The organism is Aliiroseovarius sp. M344 (assembly GCF_025140835.1).
Classification (GTDB): domain Bacteria; phylum Pseudomonadota; class Alphaproteobacteria; order Rhodobacterales; family Rhodobacteraceae; genus Aliiroseovarius.
The window spans coordinates 829,810-845,108 of record NZ_CP081153.1; the positions used below are offsets into that span (position 1 = coordinate 829,810).

General features: G+C 56.6%; 18 protein-coding genes. 6 read left to right on the forward strand and 12 right to left on the reverse strand.

Features of this window, described 5'->3' with window-relative positions; genetic code table 11:
• Positions 1 to 36: 36 nt before the first annotated feature.
• Together K3556_RS04055 and K3556_RS04060 are read right to left on the reverse strand one after the other, a co-directional pair.
• Positions 37 to 720, reverse strand: coding sequence for a DnaA ATPase domain-containing protein (locus K3556_RS04055; protein WP_260518450.1), 684 nt, complete (start codon positions 718 to 720; stop codon positions 37 to 39).
• Positions 720 to 1,805, reverse strand: a complete 1,086-nt coding sequence (locus K3556_RS04060) for an AI-2E family transporter (RefSeq protein WP_260518451.1) — start codon at positions 1,803 to 1,805, stop codon at positions 720 to 722. Before K3556_RS04060 ends, K3556_RS04055 begins: the two co-directional genes overlap by 1 nt.
• A gap of 172 nt (positions 1,806 to 1,977) precedes the next feature.
• Here K3556_RS04060 and K3556_RS04065 point away from each other — a divergent pair, with 172 nt between their 5' ends.
• The 3 genes from K3556_RS04065 (at position 1,978) to K3556_RS04075 (ending at position 4,332) form a co-directional block, all read left to right on the forward strand.
• Positions 1,978 to 2,166 carry a hypothetical protein gene (locus K3556_RS04065; RefSeq protein ID WP_260518452.1) on the forward strand — a complete coding sequence of 63 codons (189 nt, stop codon included), beginning with the start codon at positions 1,978 to 1,980 and terminating at the stop codon, positions 2,164 to 2,166.
• Positions 2,167 to 2,350: 184 nt separating this feature from the next.
• On the forward strand, positions 2,351 to 3,703 hold the full coding sequence (proS, locus tag K3556_RS04070; RefSeq protein ID WP_260518453.1) for a proline--tRNA ligase: 1,353 nt from the start codon (positions 2,351 to 2,353) through the stop codon (positions 3,701 to 3,703).
• Between the two features lie 140 nt (positions 3,704 to 3,843).
• Positions 3,844 to 4,332 (forward strand): DUF2937 family protein, encoded by a 489-nt coding sequence (locus tag K3556_RS04075; protein WP_260518454.1) that lies wholly within the window; start codon positions 3,844 to 3,846, stop codon positions 4,330 to 4,332.
• 41 nt (positions 4,333 to 4,373) lie between these two features.
• Here the strand turns inward: K3556_RS04075 and K3556_RS04080 are convergent, their stop codons facing one another.
• From K3556_RS04080 to K3556_RS04095, 4 genes are all read right to left on the reverse strand, one after another.
• A complete protein-coding gene (locus K3556_RS04080; RefSeq protein ID WP_260518455.1) occupies positions 4,374 to 5,045 on the reverse strand; it encodes an outer membrane protein in 672 nt (223 codons plus the stop codon).
• Positions 5,046 to 5,326: 281 nt separating this feature from the next.
• Positions 5,327 to 6,403 (reverse strand): 5-(carboxyamino)imidazole ribonucleotide synthase, encoded by a 1,077-nt coding sequence (locus K3556_RS04085; RefSeq protein WP_260518456.1) that lies wholly within the window; start codon positions 6,401 to 6,403, stop codon positions 5,327 to 5,329.
• Complete coding sequence (gene purE, locus K3556_RS04090; protein WP_260518457.1) at positions 6,396 to 6,884, reverse strand: 5-(carboxyamino)imidazole ribonucleotide mutase; 489 nt, start codon at positions 6,882 to 6,884, stop codon at positions 6,396 to 6,398. The genes K3556_RS04085 and purE overlap by 8 nt, the downstream gene beginning before the upstream one ends.
• A gap of 54 nt (positions 6,885 to 6,938) precedes the next feature.
• Positions 6,939 to 7,157, reverse strand: coding sequence for a YdcH family protein (locus tag K3556_RS04095; RefSeq protein ID WP_260518458.1), 219 nt, complete (start codon positions 7,155 to 7,157; stop codon positions 6,939 to 6,941).
• Between the two features lie 166 nt (positions 7,158 to 7,323).
• Here K3556_RS04095 and K3556_RS04100 point away from each other — a divergent pair, with 166 nt between their 5' ends.
• Both K3556_RS04100 and K3556_RS04105 read left to right on the forward strand, forming a co-directional pair.
• A complete protein-coding gene (locus tag K3556_RS04100) occupies positions 7,324 to 7,737 on the forward strand; it encodes an Hsp20 family protein (protein WP_260518459.1) in 414 nt (137 codons plus the stop codon).
• Between the two features lie 4 nt (positions 7,738 to 7,741).
• Positions 7,742 to 7,981: a DUF1150 domain-containing protein gene (locus K3556_RS04105; protein WP_260518460.1), complete on the forward strand. Its 240-nt coding sequence runs from the start codon at positions 7,742 to 7,744 to the stop codon at positions 7,979 to 7,981.
• A gap of 74 nt (positions 7,982 to 8,055) precedes the next feature.
• On the opposite strand, the gene K3556_RS04110 is transcribed toward K3556_RS04105, so the two are convergent.
• The 3 genes from K3556_RS04110 to trxB all read right to left on the reverse strand — a co-directional run bounded on the left by K3556_RS04110 (position 8,056) and on the right by trxB (position 11,647).
• Entirely contained in the window at positions 8,056 to 10,131 is a 2,076-nt protein-coding gene (locus K3556_RS04110; protein WP_260518461.1) for a bifunctional sulfate adenylyltransferase/adenylylsulfate kinase, read from the reverse strand.
• Positions 10,132 to 10,268: 137 nt separating this feature from the next.
• On the reverse strand, positions 10,269 to 10,709 hold the full coding sequence (locus K3556_RS04115; RefSeq protein ID WP_260518462.1) for an RES family NAD+ phosphorylase: 441 nt from the start codon (positions 10,707 to 10,709) through the stop codon (positions 10,269 to 10,271).
• Positions 10,706 to 11,647: a thioredoxin-disulfide reductase gene (gene trxB, locus K3556_RS04120; RefSeq protein ID WP_260518463.1), complete on the reverse strand. Its 942-nt coding sequence runs from the start codon at positions 11,645 to 11,647 to the stop codon at positions 10,706 to 10,708. Before trxB ends, K3556_RS04115 begins: the two co-directional genes overlap by 4 nt.
• 244 nt (positions 11,648 to 11,891) lie before the next feature.
• On the opposite strand from trxB, the gene K3556_RS04125 reads away from it, so the two are divergent.
• Positions 11,892 to 12,392 (forward strand): Lrp/AsnC family transcriptional regulator, encoded by a 501-nt coding sequence (locus K3556_RS04125; protein ID WP_260518464.1) that lies wholly within the window; start codon positions 11,892 to 11,894, stop codon positions 12,390 to 12,392.
• 66 nt (positions 12,393 to 12,458) lie between these two features.
• Here K3556_RS04125 and pgeF read toward each other — a convergent pair whose 3' ends face one another.
• From pgeF to lgt, 3 genes are read right to left on the reverse strand one after another with little or no spacing between them, the layout of a single operon-like run.
• The gene (pgeF, locus tag K3556_RS04130) at positions 12,459 to 13,217 is read right to left on the reverse strand and encodes a peptidoglycan editing factor PgeF (protein WP_260518465.1); all 759 of its coding nucleotides are present in this window, start codon (positions 13,215 to 13,217) and stop codon (positions 12,459 to 12,461) included.
• Positions 13,214 to 14,302 (reverse strand): class I SAM-dependent methyltransferase, encoded by a 1,089-nt coding sequence (locus tag K3556_RS04135; RefSeq protein WP_260518466.1) that lies wholly within the window; start codon positions 14,300 to 14,302, stop codon positions 13,214 to 13,216. Before K3556_RS04135 ends, pgeF begins: the two co-directional genes overlap by 4 nt.
• Positions 14,299 to 15,207, reverse strand: a complete 909-nt coding sequence (gene lgt / locus K3556_RS04140) for a prolipoprotein diacylglyceryl transferase (protein WP_260518467.1) — start codon at positions 15,205 to 15,207, stop codon at positions 14,299 to 14,301. The genes K3556_RS04135 and lgt overlap by 4 nt, the downstream gene beginning before the upstream one ends.
• Between the last annotated feature and the right edge of the window lie 92 nt (positions 15,208 to 15,299).

The following is a 15,299-nucleotide window of genomic DNA, read 5'->3' on the forward strand; positions in this document are numbered from 1 at the left end:
CACTCTATCACTCTTCTTTGCGACGGGAAGGTGACGTTATGTCCCTGTTCCGAAATCTTTGTTCAGTATGCGCGCGGCAAGTGCGCGGGTTAACGGACGGCCTTCCGAAAGAGCCGCGTGGTCCAATTGTGCGACCAGTTTTGCAGCGGCAGCAAGAGACCGACCCATGCGCGGCAAAACATAGTCGATGAGGTTGGCAGGAACTGCGATCTGCCGGTCATCAAAAAGTTTGACCAGAACGGCAGACAGCAGCAGGTCATCTGGTGCGTCCAGGTGGGCAATCGTGGTGCCCTCCATTCGGCTTTTCAGATCGGGCAAGTGTATGCCCCAACGCGATGGCGCGGCATTCGCTGTGATCAACAGTGCGCCGCCTTCGGCCAGAACCAGATTGTGCAAGTGGAACAACGCGGTTTCTGCCACTTTGTCGCCAGCGACTTGTTCAGCATCTTCAACAGCAACTGACTGTCCTGCGAATGTCTGGATGTCTAGGTCAGCAAGAGCGCTCGCATCAATTATCCGGGCGGCGCTCTGACCTGCCCAAACATGGGTCAGGTGGGTTTTTCCTGTGCTCTGCGCGCCGACCAGGACCAGTTTGCGGTTGGGCCAATTCTGCCAACCCTCGATGGCGGCCATCGCCGCAGCATTTGACGACGTGACCAAAAAATCATCCAGACCCTGCGCCGCGTGCGCAGGCAGGTCGAAGGTCAATTGTTCGGCCATTACTCGGGGTCGCTTTCGTCATTGATTGGCCGGCCTGCGAGGCCCTGATAAAGCCGCCCCTCCTGGTATCGTTCGATAAAGAACCGCGCAACCACACCCAGCGATGCGGCAACGGGCACCGCAACAAGCATGCCGACGAAGCCAAACAAATAGCCGAAAACTGACAGCGCGAACATCAACCAGACCGGGTGCAGCCCGACGGAACTGCCAACCAGCTTAGGTGTCAGGATGTTTCCTTCGAAGAATTGCCCGACAAGGAAGATCACCGCGACAGCCCCAAGGCTCCACCAGTCGCCCCAGAACTGGAATAGCCCAAGGCCGATGGCCAATGCGCCCCCGACAAGAGCGCCGACATAGGGAATAAAGGTGATCAGCCCGGCGATGAACCCGACGACCAGCCCGAATTGCAGGCCGACCAACATCAGAGAAACGGCATAATATGTGCCAAGAACGATGCAAACTGAACCTTGCCCACGGATGAAACTTGCCAGCGTGCGGTCGATATCGGACGCGATCTGGCGGATGGCCGGGCGGTGGTCAAGTGGCAATAGGATATCGATCTTTGCGACCATCCGGTCCCAGTCAAGCAGCATGTAAAAGGCCACGACGGGGGTTACGACCAGCAGGATGACAATGTTGAGCACTCCCATAGCCGAGCTCAGAAGCGTGCCCACAAGTTCCCCACCCTTGCTTTGGATGGTTTGCCCAAGGCTTTCCAGCGATTGGCGCAGTGTAGAGTTTTCGTCCATCAGTGACGGGAAGTTTTCGGTCAGAAAACCCTGCAACTGACGAAACAGGTCCGGTGCTGCATTGGCCAGCGCAAGCGCTTGCGAGACAAGGGTCGGAACCACGAGCAAGATCGCGATGACGAAAAGCAGAATGGCCAAAACAGAGATGATGACGGTCGACACCACCCGAGAAAGCCCCATATTTTCAAGGCGGTCTGCAATTGGGTCAAGGAAGTAGGCGATCGCGCCGCCCAGGATGAATGGCATGATAACGTCACCCAGATACCAAAGGGCCAGCGCTGACAGCGCGATAGCAATGGACCAGTATTTGGCTTGAGTCTGAACGGGTAAGGCCATGGGGGTTCCTTATTGTGCTGGTTCCTATGTCGCCCAGCTTTGACGGCTTTTCAAGGGTTGGTGATATGTGGTCACAAGCTGCGGAGGCGCGACTTTTGCCCTTGTCCATGTCGGCGTCAGGGTGAATGATGGCCAGTGTTGAAACTTTTCCGGCGTTTCGAAGGGAAAACAAATGCGCATTATCGTTGCAAGCAGTCTGATCTGTGCATTGCTTGCCGGCTGCACAGGCCATCAATACGAACCAAGAAAGCCGGGCGTCAGCTATTCCGGTGAGGCAGGGCTTGGCGTTGTCTACAAAGACGGCAAGGTCACACCGGATCAAACAACAAAACTTACGATCAGTGTCGGCGGTTCGATCTAGGGCGTAAGCTGAGCATGCCAAGCCGCGTTGCCTGCTGGTAACCCACTTGAAATCTTACAGCCTTTGGCAGGCTTTTAAGCGCCAATCCACGGGAAACCGGGTCGTCGCCTCATTGCATGATTGCTCCGCCTGCCATGATGTCATAGACCGCTTGGGAAGTTTTCGCGTTTGAACAGAGGTCCACATGCGCCTGTCCCGCTATTTCCTGCCTGTGCTGAAAGAAACCCCATCCGAGGCCCAGATCGTTTCGCACCGTTACATGTTGCGTGCTGGTATGATTAAACAGCAATCCGCTGGCATCTATTCCTGGCTGCCGCTGGGCTTCAAGGTGTTGCGCAAGATCGAAAATATCGTCCACGAGGAACAGATGCGCGCGGGTCATATCCCGATGCAAATGCCGACCATCCAATCGGCGGACCTATGGCGCGAAAGCGGTCGTTATGACGGCTATGGCGAAGAAATGTTGCGGATGCAGGACCGTCATGGACGCGACATGCTTTTCTCGCCGACCGCGGAAGAAATGATCACCGATATTTTCCGTGCGCATGTCAATTCGTATAAAGACCTGCCGCTGACGCTCTATCAAATCCAGTGGAAATTCCGCGATGAAATTCGCCCGCGGTTTGGCGTTATGCGCGGTCGCGAATTCTATATGAAAGACGGCTACAATTTCGACCTGACGAAAGAGGACGCGCTGCACGCCTATAATCGTCATCTGGTCAGCTATTTGCGCACCTACGAGCGCATGGGGCTGCAAGCGATCCCGATGCGCGCGGACTCCGGCCCAATCGGTGGCGACTACACGCATGAATTCCTTGTGCTGGCAGACACCGGCGAAAGCGAAGTGTTTTATGACAGTGAAGTCACGGACCTGACGTTCGGTGACCGCGACATCGACTTTGATAACGTGGCGCAGTGTCAGGGCGTCATGGATGAATTCACCTCGCGATATGCCCGCACGGATGAAACGCATAATGCGGCAGAGTTTGACAAGGTGCCCGAAGAACGCCGCCGCGTGGCGCGCGGGATCGAGGTTGGCCAGATTTTCTATTTCGGTACGACCTATTCGGACAAGCTGGGCGCGACGGTGGTTGATAAAGACCAGAAACAGGTGCCGGTTCATATGGGTTCGCACGGAATTGGCGTCAGCCGCCTATTGGGCGCGATCATTGAAGCCAGCCATGATGACAAAGGCATCATCTGGCCCGAAGGCGTGACACCTTTCCATTGTGGGATCGTCAACCTGAAGCAGGGCGATGACGAGGCGGACGCGGCTTGCGAGTCACTTTACGAGCAACTGACCAATGCTGGGTTGGAACCGCTTTATGATGACCGCAACGAACGGGCAGGCGGCAAGTTCGCGACGATGGACCTGATCGGTCTGCCGTGGCGCATCACTGTCGGACCGCGCGGGTTGAAAAACGGCGTGGTCGAATTGACCTCGCGCAAGACCGGCGAAAGCGAAGAGCTGTCGCCCGAGGCCGCGATCGCAAAGGTAGTCGATATCTTTAAGCCGCACCATGTGCGCGGGCTCTAGGTCCAACAGCTAAACTTGACCAAACGGCGCGCCCCGCAGCGCGCCGTTCTTGGTTGAGGTCACGGGTATACGGCTCCCCTTGACCTCGACAGGTCTCTTTGTGAAGCTGCTGGAAAAGAACAAACGAGCGGGTGACGCAGATGATCCGAGCATTGGCGATGGTTGGCGGGCTTTCAGGGGCAGTGGCGTTCAGCCAATTCCCCGAGTTTTCGCAGCAGTATATGCAGCGCCTTGCGGGTGCGCGCACAGAGTTGAAAGTGGTCACAACAGGGTTTGACCTGACCGCACAGGCGGCAGGATACACCCGAGATCAAGCGCTTGACCAAATGGGCGGCTCCGACTTCCAGAACAACCTGCGCAATCAGATGAAAGTCAATTTCGCACGCTTCGACCGTCTGGACGCAGCACATACTGCGTTGAAAGGCACAGAGCCATTGGCGCGGCTGGCCAAGGTCTGGCATTTTCGCGATACCGATCTCGTCAAACGAACATGGGAAGATTATCGACCGGCCATACCGGTCACCGCAGACGGTCTGCTGTGCGCCGGGATCGGTTTTGTGGGGGGCTGGCTGTTGGTGTCCCTAATACTGGGCGCGTTCCTGCGCCCATTCCGCCGCAAAGCCTACTAAGCCCTGCGGGTAAGGTCGGCGGTCGCGTTGACGTTAGCCGTTCAGAAGCGTAAATTCAGACCCACTTTGACCGAGTGAAACAACGGTGTCGCAAGCGTGCTGTTGCCCAACCCGTCTGAAAGCGAATTCTTACCGTAGTTCTGGTATTCATACTCGCCCGTGACCGACAAGCGCTCTGTCAGCGGTTGCTCGATCCCGAACCCCAAGATGTATCCATTGCTGCTGTAGGTCTCGTCGATTGCCAAAGCTCCGGCCGATCCGGACCCGACAACGCTATAGTCAAATTCAGCGCGCGACAGGCCGACGGTTCCGTACACAACTGAGTTTAGAACGGGCCAAACGTAGCCAGCTTTCAAGCGAAGAGACAGCGCGTTGTTCAGCTTTGTGGTTCCACTATAGCCGCTTGAGGAAAAGGTATCTTCGATTTTCCCACCTTCGACAGCGATCTCTGGGCCGATAACCCAACGGTTCAGTTGCCAACGATAACCAGCGCGCAAACTGCCTGCCCAGCCACTACTATCATATTTCCCCAGCAGAAGGCTCGAGCCACCAGTCTGGGTAATGCCAATTCGATCGCCGCCACTAAAACTGTAACCAAGAGTGGCACCAACATAAGGCCCTTCCCAAAAGGGTGACCGATCTTCGTCAATCACTTCGACCGGCGCGTCTGTTGTCTGGTCGGACAAGTTGCCAGCGATAGCAGCTTCTGACACCAACAGCAAAGAGAGGCATGTTAAGACTTTTCGAGCGCCAAATTGGGCCATTACACAGATCCACTACCTTAAAAGCGAGATTGATTTTTATTAACCACAAAACTTAGGGCATGGAACACTTTTCTGGGTCATATCTAGTGCTGTGCCGCCTAAGTTATCGGCAAAACCCTGAGACTACTGATACCGCCTTTTTAAAGTTTCCACCTTCATTGCCATATGGACAACCTAGACGACAAGAGCCTCCGGCTGCAGGTGCCTGAAAACCAAATGCTGCAAGTGTGCTAATTTTGATTCAATCGAACGCGGTTCACATGCCCCATCTTTCGCCCGGGTTTTACGTCCACCTTGCCATATAAGTGCAACGACGCGTTGGCTTCTTTTGCAATCTCTGGCACGCGGAGCATATCGTCGCCGATCAGGTTTTCCATCACGACATCTGCATACCGCGACCCGTCTCCGAGCGGCCAGCCAGCAACAGCACGGATATGCTGCTCAAACTGATCGACTGCGCAACCTTGCTGGGTCCAGTGACCTGAGTTATGCACACGGGGGGCGATTTCGTTTACGATAAGACCTTGTGATGTAACGAAAAGTTCGACGCCCATGACACCGACATAATCAAAAGCGTTCAAGATTTTCGCAGCCAGCAAGACCGCGTCAGTGCGCTGGGCGCTGGTCAGACGGGCGGGCACTGTTGTTGTCGCAAGAATGCCGTCCTTGTGGACATTCTCGCCGGGGTCAAAACAGGCGATGTCACCATTGACACCGCGCGCAGCAATCACGCTGACCTCATGTGTGAAATCGACGAACCCTTCCAGGACCGAGGGCGCACCCTGCATGTCGGAAAAGGCTTGGTCTGCCTGATCGGGTGACATGATCCGGGCTTGTCCTTTTCCATCATATCCGAACCGGCGGGTCTTCAGGATGGAGGGCGTGCCGATGAGATCCATGGCCTCTTGCAAGTCCATAAATGTTTCGACGTTTTTATATGGCGCAACTTTGATGCCGAGGTCGGACAGGAAGTCTTTTTCAGTCAATCGGTCCTGACTAACGCGCAACGATTCGCGGCCGGGGCGGATCGGACGGTGGCGTTCCAGAACGTCCAATGCGGCGGTTGGGATGTTCTCGAACTCGTAAGTGATAACTTCGACTGCGGCTGCAAATTTTTCCAACGCAGCGGTATCGTCGTAACCCGCAGTTGTTACACGGTCGGCCACCTGCCCGGCAGGCGGGTTCGCACCGGGTTCAAAGATATGCGTCTTTAGACCAAGCCGAGACGCAGCGACCGACAGCATTCGCCCAAGTTGACCACCACCAAGGATACCGATTGTAGCGCCGGGGGCGAGGGGCTCAGTCATCGGTCGGCTCGTCAGAGATTGAGGCGGACAAAGCAGCGCGCCAAGCGTCCAGTCTTTGGGCCAAGGCCGCGTCTGACACGGCAAGAATACTTGCAGCCATCAAACCTGCATTGGCCGCTCCCGCTGCTCCGATGGCCATGGTGGCAACCGGGAAGCCTTTCGGCATTTGCACGATGGAATAAAGACTGTCGACGCCAGAGAGCGCGCGGGTCTGAATGGGCACGCCCACCACGGGCACGCGGGTTTTGGATGCCATCATGCCGGGAAGATGGGCGGCGCCACCTGCGCCAGCGATGATAACGTGAAGTCCACGATCCGCAGCGGTTTTGCCGTAGGACCAAAGCCGATCTGGGGTACGGTGAGCTGAAACGATTTTCGTCTCGTAGCTGATACCCAGCTCGTCCAGAATATTGGCGGCTTCTTTCATCGTGGGCCAATCGGACTGGCTGCCCATAATGATCCCGACTTTCACATCTGTCATGGTGACCTCACGTCTTGGAAGCCCGCTTTATAAGGGGCCGGGGCGCTGATGCAATCAGGCAATGATATCCGGCGTCAGTTTATCTTCGATCAAGGCAATCTTGTCTTTCAAAGCAAGCTTTTGCTTCTTGAGACGCCGAAGCTGCAGTTGATCCGCGCGCCCGCGCTCTTCCAGCGCATGGATCGCATCATCAAGATCCCTGTGCTCGGCGCGGAAAACCTCTAGCTCCACCCGAAGCACATCTTCGGTTTTCATCTCTTTGGCGTTGCTCATCGATGTGGGCCATTCTTTTTAGGCGCGTGCGCCTGCAGCATAGCGACATGCAAGCGCCAAAGCCAGAAAAAGGCACCCCTTGCAAGGCGCGCGGTCAGGCCCCATATTTTCACCAAGGTCGCCAGTTTGGGGCCTTCCAACGTGTCGCTTCTTTAAGGACGTGTCGATGACAAAGATGAATTTGGGAACGCATCCCTTTTTGCTGGGCTTTGAACAGCTTGAACGCATGGTCGAACAGGCCGCAAAAACCGGCAAGGACGGCTATCCCCCTTTTAACATCGAACAGGTCAGCGACCGTGCCTATCGCATCACGCTAGCGGTGGCTGGATTTGCCGATGACGACTTGTCTATCACCATTGAGAACGCAAAGCTGATGATCCGTGGGGCGCAAAACGACGCCGGTGGCGAACGTGTGTTCCTGCATCGGGGTATTGCAGCGCGCCAGTTCATGAAAAGCTTCGTGCTGGCCGATGGTGTGGATGTCAAAGGGGCCAAAACCGAGAACGGGCTTTTGCACATTGACCTTGAACGGGCCGAGCCAGAGCGTCTGGTGCAGACAATCCAGATCAAAAAGGGGTGAGCAGATGAACCACAGAATGCCTTTGGAAAAATCCGACATCGGCAACATTGTTTATGTAAAAGCCGTTGCAATTGATGACTTGCCCGATGCGCTTCAAGACGAAGCGCGTGCGCAGGCAGATGGCGCAGAAACACTTTATGCGGTGCACCGCGAAGATGGCGAGCAATTGGCGCTGGTCGTTGATCGCGATCTGGCCTATGCGCTGGCCCGCCAGAACGATTTTTCGCCGGTGTCGATTCACTAAGTCGCGGCCTGCCCAACAACAAATCAAAAACCCGGGGAAATCCCCGGGTTTTTCTGTTTTGACATATCCGGTTCTTAAGCGCGGATCAGACCCATGTTTTCCAGCTTCAACAAAACTTGGTGAGCGCAATTGTCGACATCGACATTTTCCGTTTCCACACTGAGTTCTGGATTCTTCGGCACGTCATAAGGGTCCGAGATGCCGGTGAACTCTTTGATCTTGCCTTCACGCGCCAGCTTGTACAGCCCCTTGCGGTCACGACGCTCGCATTCCTCGATCGAGGTGGCGACATGCACTTCGACAAACGCACCGAATTGTTCGATGTCTTCGCGGACGGCACGGCGGGTGGTGGCATAGGGCGCAATGGGCGCACAGATGGCGATGCCGCCGTTCTTGGTGATCTCGGAGGCGACATAGCCGATGCGGCGGATGTTCAAGTCGCGGTGTTCTTTTGAGAAGCCAAGCTCGCTCGACAGGTTTTTACGCACGATGTCACCATCCAAAAGCGTGACGGGACGCCCGCCCATTTCCATCAATTTGACCATCAAGGCGTTGGCGATGGTGGATTTTCCCGACCCAGAGAAGCCGGTGAAGAAGACAGTGAAGCCCTGTTCCGCGCGCGGCGGTTTGGTCTTGCGCAGCTCTTCCACGACGGCAGGGAAGCTGAACCATTCAGGAATTTCCAAACCTTCAGACAGGCGGCGGCGCAGTTCGGTGCCCGAGATGTTCAGGATCGTCACGTCATCCTTGTCCAGAATCTCGTCGGCTGGTTCGTACTGGGCACGGTCCTGCACAAAGACCATGTGCTTGAAGTCCACCATTTCGACGCCAATTTCGTCCTGATGCTCGCGGAACAGGTCTTGGGCATCATAGGGGCCATAGAAATCCTCTCCGGCAGAATTTTTGCCGGGGCCAGCGTGGTCACGACCCACGATAAAATGGGTGCAGCCGTGGTTCTTGCGGATCAGGCCGTGCCAGACAGCTTCGCGCGGGCCAGCCATACGCATGGCGAGGTTCAGCAGGCTCATCGTGGTGGTGGCAGCGGGATATTGATCCAACACAGCTTCGTAACAGCGCACGCGGGTGAAGTGGTCGATATCGCCCGGTTTTGTCATGCCGACGACAGGGTGGATCAACAGGTTGGCCTGAGCCTCTTTCGCGGCGCGGAAGGTCAGTTCCTGATGCGCACGGTGAAGCGGATTGCGGGTCTGGAACGCCACGATGCGGCGCCAACCCAGCTTGCGGAAATAAGCGCGCAGCTCGTTCGGCGTGTCGCGACGGGCGCGGAAATCATAATGGATAGGCTGTTGAATGCCGACAATCGGACCACCCAGATAGATTTTGCCCGCCACGTTGTGCAGGTAGTTCACTGCTGGGTGAGCATCATCGTCAGCACCAAAAACTTTCTCGGCTTCGCGTGCTTTGTTGGGTTCCCAGCGGTCGGTGACAGTCATCGTGGCCAGAATGACGCCTTCCTGGTCGCGAAGGGCAATGTCCTGGCCTAGTTCGATGGTTTTGGCGAAATCTTCCGAGACGTCCAGTGTGATCGGAATCGGCCAAAGGGTGCCATCAGCCAACCGCATGTCTTCCACGACGCCATCATAATCTGCTTCAGACAAAAAGCCCTTAAGCGGGTTAAAACCGCCGTTCATCAAAAGTTCAAGGTCGCAGGTTTGGCGCGGGGTCAAATCATGGCTGATCAGATCACCGGCTTCAACTTTCAGCTTCTGCGCGCTTTCATACGAGACATAAAGCTCGGGGATCGGCGATAGGTTGTTCTGCATTGGATGTGTCCTGTGTTTTAATGGCGAAAGACCGCTGGAAGTGCCGGTCAGTTCCGCGTGTAAAGCGTCGTATTCTGCAAACTTTCTGGTAAGGAATTGATCTCGGAGCCGCACCATTTCGGCCGCGCCCCTTGCGGTGATCGCATAGGCGAAGCGCTGGCGCTTGTCGGGACCAACACGTTCGCTGATCCGGATCAGCCCACGCTCTGCGCTTATTCGCAAAAGAGCGTTCAGCCGTCCCAGAGAAATTCCGATTGCCGATGCGGTTGCACGCTGCGAAGCCTCCGGCGCGCTATCAAGCTGGCGCAGAAGGCGGAAGATCTGGTCTTCCTCGGCAGGGTTGGTTTTCAGCAGTTGCGACGACATAACAAGCGACTCAAAGAGTGTTCATGCGTGAACGCATTGCATGTTTGACCGGAAAGGCAAAGCAGAAAAACGCGGATATGAGCGATATTGCCAACCGTGGCACGGGCGCAACGGCGCTCAGGCAACGCCGAAAAGGGTCAGGGGAAGGGTATCGGCGAGCCGGCGATGTGAAGCCGGTCTGGGCTGGCATCGAACAAAACCAGATGTGTCAGGTCTGGGCGGGATCGCGATGAATACATCAAACCTTGTGCACCATCCGCGCGGGCATGGTCCGAGTGGTCCCAAGTCGGAGCGGGCTGCCCTATGGCGCGAAAATCTTGCCATACGACCGCGGCTTCTGACTGACCGCGAATATCGACGACACTTTCGAGTTCGACCTTAAGCGGTACGATGTGGCGCGGAGCGCCTTCAGAGGTCAGGTAGCGTTTGATGGCAACCCCACACCCCTCAACCGAAAGGGACGTATAGATGGCTGTTTGGCCGGAATGATGAAATCGTCCCTCCGGCGAGCGAACCGGCAACATTGCATCCTGATCCGTAAAGACCAGACGATATGCGTTGCCGGTGAAAGGGATCATTCTTGCTCGGCCAGAAAATGCTCGGCTTCCAGCGCGGCCATGCAGCCCATGCCTGCACTTGTGACCGCCTGGCGGTACTTGTGATCCGTCAGATCGCCCGCAGCAAAGACGCCGGGGATCGAGGTGGCCGTTGAGTCCGGTTTGGTGACCACATAGCCGCCCATATGCGTTTCCAGCGTATCTTTGACCAATTCATTCGCGGGGGCGTGACCGATGGCGATGAAAACGCCCTTGGCTGGGATTTCCGTAACTTCGCCTGTTTTCACATGCTTGACCCGCACGCCGGTAACGCCCAATGGATTTTCGTCGCCGACGACTTCTTCCAACGTATGATCCCACAACGGAACAATCTTGTCATTCTTCATGAGCCGGTTGATCAGGATCTTTTCGGCACGCAACTCGTCGCGGCGATGGATCAGCGTGACTTTTGAGGCGAAGTTGGTCAGGAACAATGCTTCTTCAACAGCGGTGTTGCCGCCGCCGATGACAACGATTTCCTGCCCGCGATAGAAGAACCCATCACATGTGGCACAGGCCGAGACGCCGAAGCCTTTGAATTTCTCTTCGCTCTCAAGCCCCAACCATTTGGCGCGTGCTCCGGTGGCCAGAATAACAGCGTCGGCCTTGTAGACCATGCCGCTGTCACCGGTCGCTGTGAACGGGCGTTCGGACAGGTCCAGCTTTGTGATCAGGTCGCCAATGATCTCGGTGCCGACCGCTTTGGCATGGGTTTCCATCTTGACCATAAGGTCGGGGCCTTGGATTTCGGTTTCTCCGGGCCAATTCTCGACCTCGGTCGTGGTTGTCAGCTGGCCGCCGGGTTCCATGCCCTGAACAAGAATGGGTTCCAGCATCGCGCGGGATGCATAGACTGCGGCCGTGTAGCCAGCCGGGCCGGAGCCGATGATAAGGACTTTGGTTTTACGAGTGTCAGGCATGCGGATATCCTTGGGTATTCAGGGTTCCCAACGCATATAAGGCGGCGCGCGGCTGGTGGGAAGCCCGTGCAGAAAATGGATCGTTTGCGCCGCCACATTGGCATCCATGGTTTTTGCAGAAATTATGTTGCGCGACTACGAAAGATTGTTGCGTATTTGGGTATCCAGCGGTAATCTCTGCGCAATTTCCAACGATAACACTGGTTCTACCGGGATCAGCGCGCCCTCCTGAAAAGGTTTATTTATGTCCGTAAGCAAACTTGATCCGATTGATCGCATGATTCTCGCAGAGCTTCAGGCGGATGGTCGCATGACGAACGTAGAGCTGGCCAAGCGGGTGGGCATATCGGCACCACCCTGCCTGCGTCGCGTTCGAACTTTGGAAGAACAGGGATTGATCCGTGGCTACCACGCAAAAGTTGATGCGCGCGCCCTTGGGTTCGAAGTGCAGGTTTTTGCTATGGTGGGGCTTGTCAGCCAAGCCGAGGCTGACCTGTCCGCTTTCGAAAAACAGTGCCGCGGCTGGTCGTTGGTTCGCGAATGCCACATGTTGAACGGCGAAGTTGATTTCGTGCTGAAATGCGTCGCACCCGACCTGTCGACGTTCCAGACCTTCCTGACCGAAGAACTGACTGCAGCAGAAAATGTGGCATCAGTTAAAACGTCATTGGTCATTCGTGGCGCGAAAGACGAACCTGGCGTGCCCTTTGATATCTTGGAAGCGCGGATGCGTGAAGCGCCCTAAATCTCTCCTGTTTTCAGGCGGGCGTCACGGTAAATTGTAAGGCGTCGTGGTTGGTTGGATGCGATCTTACAACCGAATGGCCGAAATCAATCGTCCGTAATCCGGTTCTTTCTTGTGGCAGCTGCGCCGGTAAGAAAAAAAGCGATCAGGGTCGGAATAGGTGCAATGCCCCACCCATTCGGCATGACCCACACCAGCTTCACGCAGCAGATGTAATCCAAAACCCGGCAAATCGAACATGGCCCGGTCACCGTCTCCGCCCGCGAAAAAACGGCTGTAGTCTGGGTTTTCGGCCATAAAACTGTCCAAGAACTCAGGACCGACTTCATAAGCGCGTTGACTGATTGTTGGGCCGATGATGGCGGTGATGTTCTCGCGATTGGCACCAAGATCGACCATCGCATCAACAGTTGCCCCAAGCACACCAGAAATTGCGCCTTTCCACCCGGCATGGGCGGCCCCAACGACGCCCGCATCATGGTCGGCAAACAGCACTGGCTGGCAATCGGCGGTCAGTATTGTCAGGGCAAGGCCGGGAGTGGCGGTGACAAGGGCGTCAGCTTCGGGTTTTTCGCCGTTGATCGGCTCATCCACAGTCACAACATCCGGCGAGTGCACCTGAAAGACGCCACACATCATGTCGCCATCCACACCCATCGCATTGGCGACACGGTCACGATTGATCACAACCAGTTCGGACTGGTCTTGACTGCCGGTGCCGCAGTTCAGACCCGCATAAACACCCGAAGACGCGCCGCCTCGACGCGTGAAGAACCCGTGTTGCAACGGTGCAAGCGCGTCAGATGTGATGATTTCCAGTGTCATGTCGGATCTACTTGGGCCAGATTGCGGGTAAGGCCGGGCAAGTCCGGCGCATCCGCGCGAGTCAGTCCCAGCACTTTGAAGAGCGTCCCCATTTCACCAGGGTGCGTCAAGCGCCGGTGTGCAGCGATATGGGCCTCAAGCGCTGCACCGCTGATCTGTGCAGCAAGCGTCTGGGCACGTTGCGTGATGCCCAACCGCTCAAGAAAGACACCCTGCGGGGTCAGAAGGTGCGGCGTCAGGGGCGCTGCCGCCTGCACCAAGGTCTCAAAATCCACATGTGCGGTCAGGTCTGCTTCGCCGGGGGCGGCGAGCGGATCAACATGTTCATGTGCGACCACGGCTTGCAACGTATCGCCCAATGAGCGCCAGTCGCCATAGTCTATGATCAGGGCGGCGCCACCATGTGCGGTTATTCGCGTCGTGATCTCTGACATGATGGTGGGGGCTGCGGGGCACCACTCGACGACATCCCCGTCGCGCGTGTCCTCAAGTCGAAAGGCAATGTCGCGGGCGGGCACGGGGCCGGTCATGCCGATTGTCAGTTTATCCCCATCCAGACCGATCTGCCGTTCGCGCCATCCCGCGCCTTCGCGCAGGAACTGGCGGATGGGCAAAGCGTCGAAGAACTCGTTGGCAATCAGAAACAAGGGCTGGTCGGGCAGGGCGGCGACGGTGTCGTGATGCGTGATGGCGTGTGGGGCCAGCTTTGCGGCCTGCGCTGCCTTCAATACCGGAGACAATTCGACAAGATGAATGTCGGCTGCTGCATGAAATCCGGGAACACCTTTGGTTGCCCGCAGGATGTCGGCCATCAGCGTCCCGCGTCCGGGGCCCAGTTCGGCAAGCGTGAATGATTTACAAGCCCCCTGATCAAGCCATGCCTGTGCCAATGCTAACCCGATCATTTCGCCAAACATCTGGCTGATTTCCGGAGCGGTGGTGAAGTCGCCCCGCGCGCCCAACGGATCGCGGGTCGCATAATAACCATGTTCTGGATGCATCAAACATTCCGCCATAAAGTCGGCGACAGATATCGGGCCGGTGGCCGCAATTCGGCGCGCCAATAGTTGGGCCAGCGGGGTCATGATTCTGAGGCCCTTTGTTGGCGTCTCGCAGCCCAAATCAGGGTGAGAATGCCCACAGCGATCATCGGCAGGGTTAAAGTTTGACCCATTGTCAGCCCGAACTCGCCAGCTCGGATGACGTGACCCCAGGGGTTGTCTGGTGTGATGAATTGCATGTCGGCCTGCCGGAAGAACTCGACGATGAATCTGGACAGTCCATAACCCAGAAAGAATGCGCCGGTCAGCATGCCCGGACGTTTCAGCCAGCCTTGCCGGAACGCGAGTGTCAGAAGCACCACTGCCAAGACCAGTCCTTCAAGTATCGCTTCGTAAAGCTGGCTGGGGTGGCGGGCGCAAGCCCCGAGGGCTGCATCCCAACCGGGGCAGCTTTGCGCGGCTTCGCCGGGGAAAATGACGCCCCATGGAGCGTCGGTTGGCCGCCCCCATAGTTCGGCGTTGATGAAGTTTGTGACCCGCACCAACCCGATGCCAATCGGGGCAGCGATTGCCATCAGGTCTGCCAGTTTTGCCACGGCGATCCCGTGTTTGCGGGCAAACAGCCAGGTGATCGCGACAATGCCAAGGAAGCCGCCATGAAACGACATTCCGCCCGTCCAGACCTTGGGGATATCCAGTGGATTTGCCAGGAAATGGGCTGGGTCGTAAAACAGCACATAGCCCAAGCGGCCCCCCAAAACGATTCCGACAATCGCCCATGTGGCTAGGTCTTCCAACTGGGTCCGCGTCATCGGAACGTCACCGCGCCAAAGTTGGGGCTTTGAGATTGCTCGCGCTATGATCCACCAGCCAATTGCAATGCCAGCCAAATAACCCAGCGCGTACCAGCGCAGGGCGAAGGTAAAAGTGCCGATCTCAACCGAGAAAAGTTCGGGCGAGATGGCGGGAAAGGGGATAGCTAAGAACATGGCGCATTCCTGACCCCGACAGGTGGGGCAAGTCAACCTTGTCTCTGCCTGCGCAAATCCCCATATAGGAGGCAACAAGCGAGGAGATGCCG

Coding starts and splice junctions, on each gene's coding strand:
- K3556_RS04055 (WP_260518450.1), bottom strand. CDS start 720: ATGGCCGAACAATTGACCTTCGACCTGCCTGCGCACGCGGCGCAGGGT.
- K3556_RS04060 (WP_260518451.1), bottom strand. CDS start 1,805: ATGGCCTTACCCGTTCAGACTCAAGCCAAATACTGGTCCATTGCTATC.
- K3556_RS04065 (WP_260518452.1), top strand. CDS start 1,978: ATGCGCATTATCGTTGCAAGCAGTCTGATCTGTGCATTGCTTGCCGGC.
- proS (WP_260518453.1), top strand. CDS start 2,351: ATGCGCCTGTCCCGCTATTTCCTGCCTGTGCTGAAAGAAACCCCATCC.
- K3556_RS04075 (WP_260518454.1), top strand. CDS start 3,844: ATGATCCGAGCATTGGCGATGGTTGGCGGGCTTTCAGGGGCAGTGGCG.
- K3556_RS04085 (WP_260518456.1), bottom strand. CDS start 6,403: ATGACTGAGCCCCTCGCCCCCGGCGCTACAATCGGTATCCTTGGTGGT.
- purE (WP_260518457.1), bottom strand. CDS start 6,884: ATGACAGATGTGAAAGTCGGGATCATTATGGGCAGCCAGTCCGATTGG.
- K3556_RS04095 (WP_260518458.1), bottom strand. CDS start 7,157: ATGAGCAACGCCAAAGAGATGAAAACCGAAGATGTGCTTCGGGTGGAG.
- K3556_RS04100 (WP_260518459.1), top strand. CDS start 7,324: ATGACAAAGATGAATTTGGGAACGCATCCCTTTTTGCTGGGCTTTGAA.
- K3556_RS04105 (WP_260518460.1), top strand. CDS start 7,742: ATGAACCACAGAATGCCTTTGGAAAAATCCGACATCGGCAACATTGTT.
- K3556_RS04110 (WP_260518461.1), bottom strand. CDS start 10,131: ATGTCGTCGCAACTGCTGAAAACCAACCCTGCCGAGGAAGACCAGATC.
- K3556_RS04115 (WP_260518462.1), bottom strand. CDS start 10,709: ATGATCCCTTTCACCGGCAACGCATATCGTCTGGTCTTTACGGATCAG.
- trxB (WP_260518463.1), bottom strand. CDS start 11,647: ATGCCTGACACTCGTAAAACCAAAGTCCTTATCATCGGCTCCGGCCCG.
- K3556_RS04125 (WP_260518464.1), top strand. CDS start 11,892: ATGTCCGTAAGCAAACTTGATCCGATTGATCGCATGATTCTCGCAGAG.
- pgeF (WP_260518465.1), bottom strand. CDS start 13,217: ATGACACTGGAAATCATCACATCTGACGCGCTTGCACCGTTGCAACAC.
- K3556_RS04135 (WP_260518466.1), bottom strand. CDS start 14,302: ATGACCCCGCTGGCCCAACTATTGGCGCGCCGAATTGCGGCCACCGGC.
- lgt (WP_260518467.1), bottom strand. CDS start 15,207: ATGTTCTTAGCTATCCCCTTTCCCGCCATCTCGCCCGAACTTTTCTCG.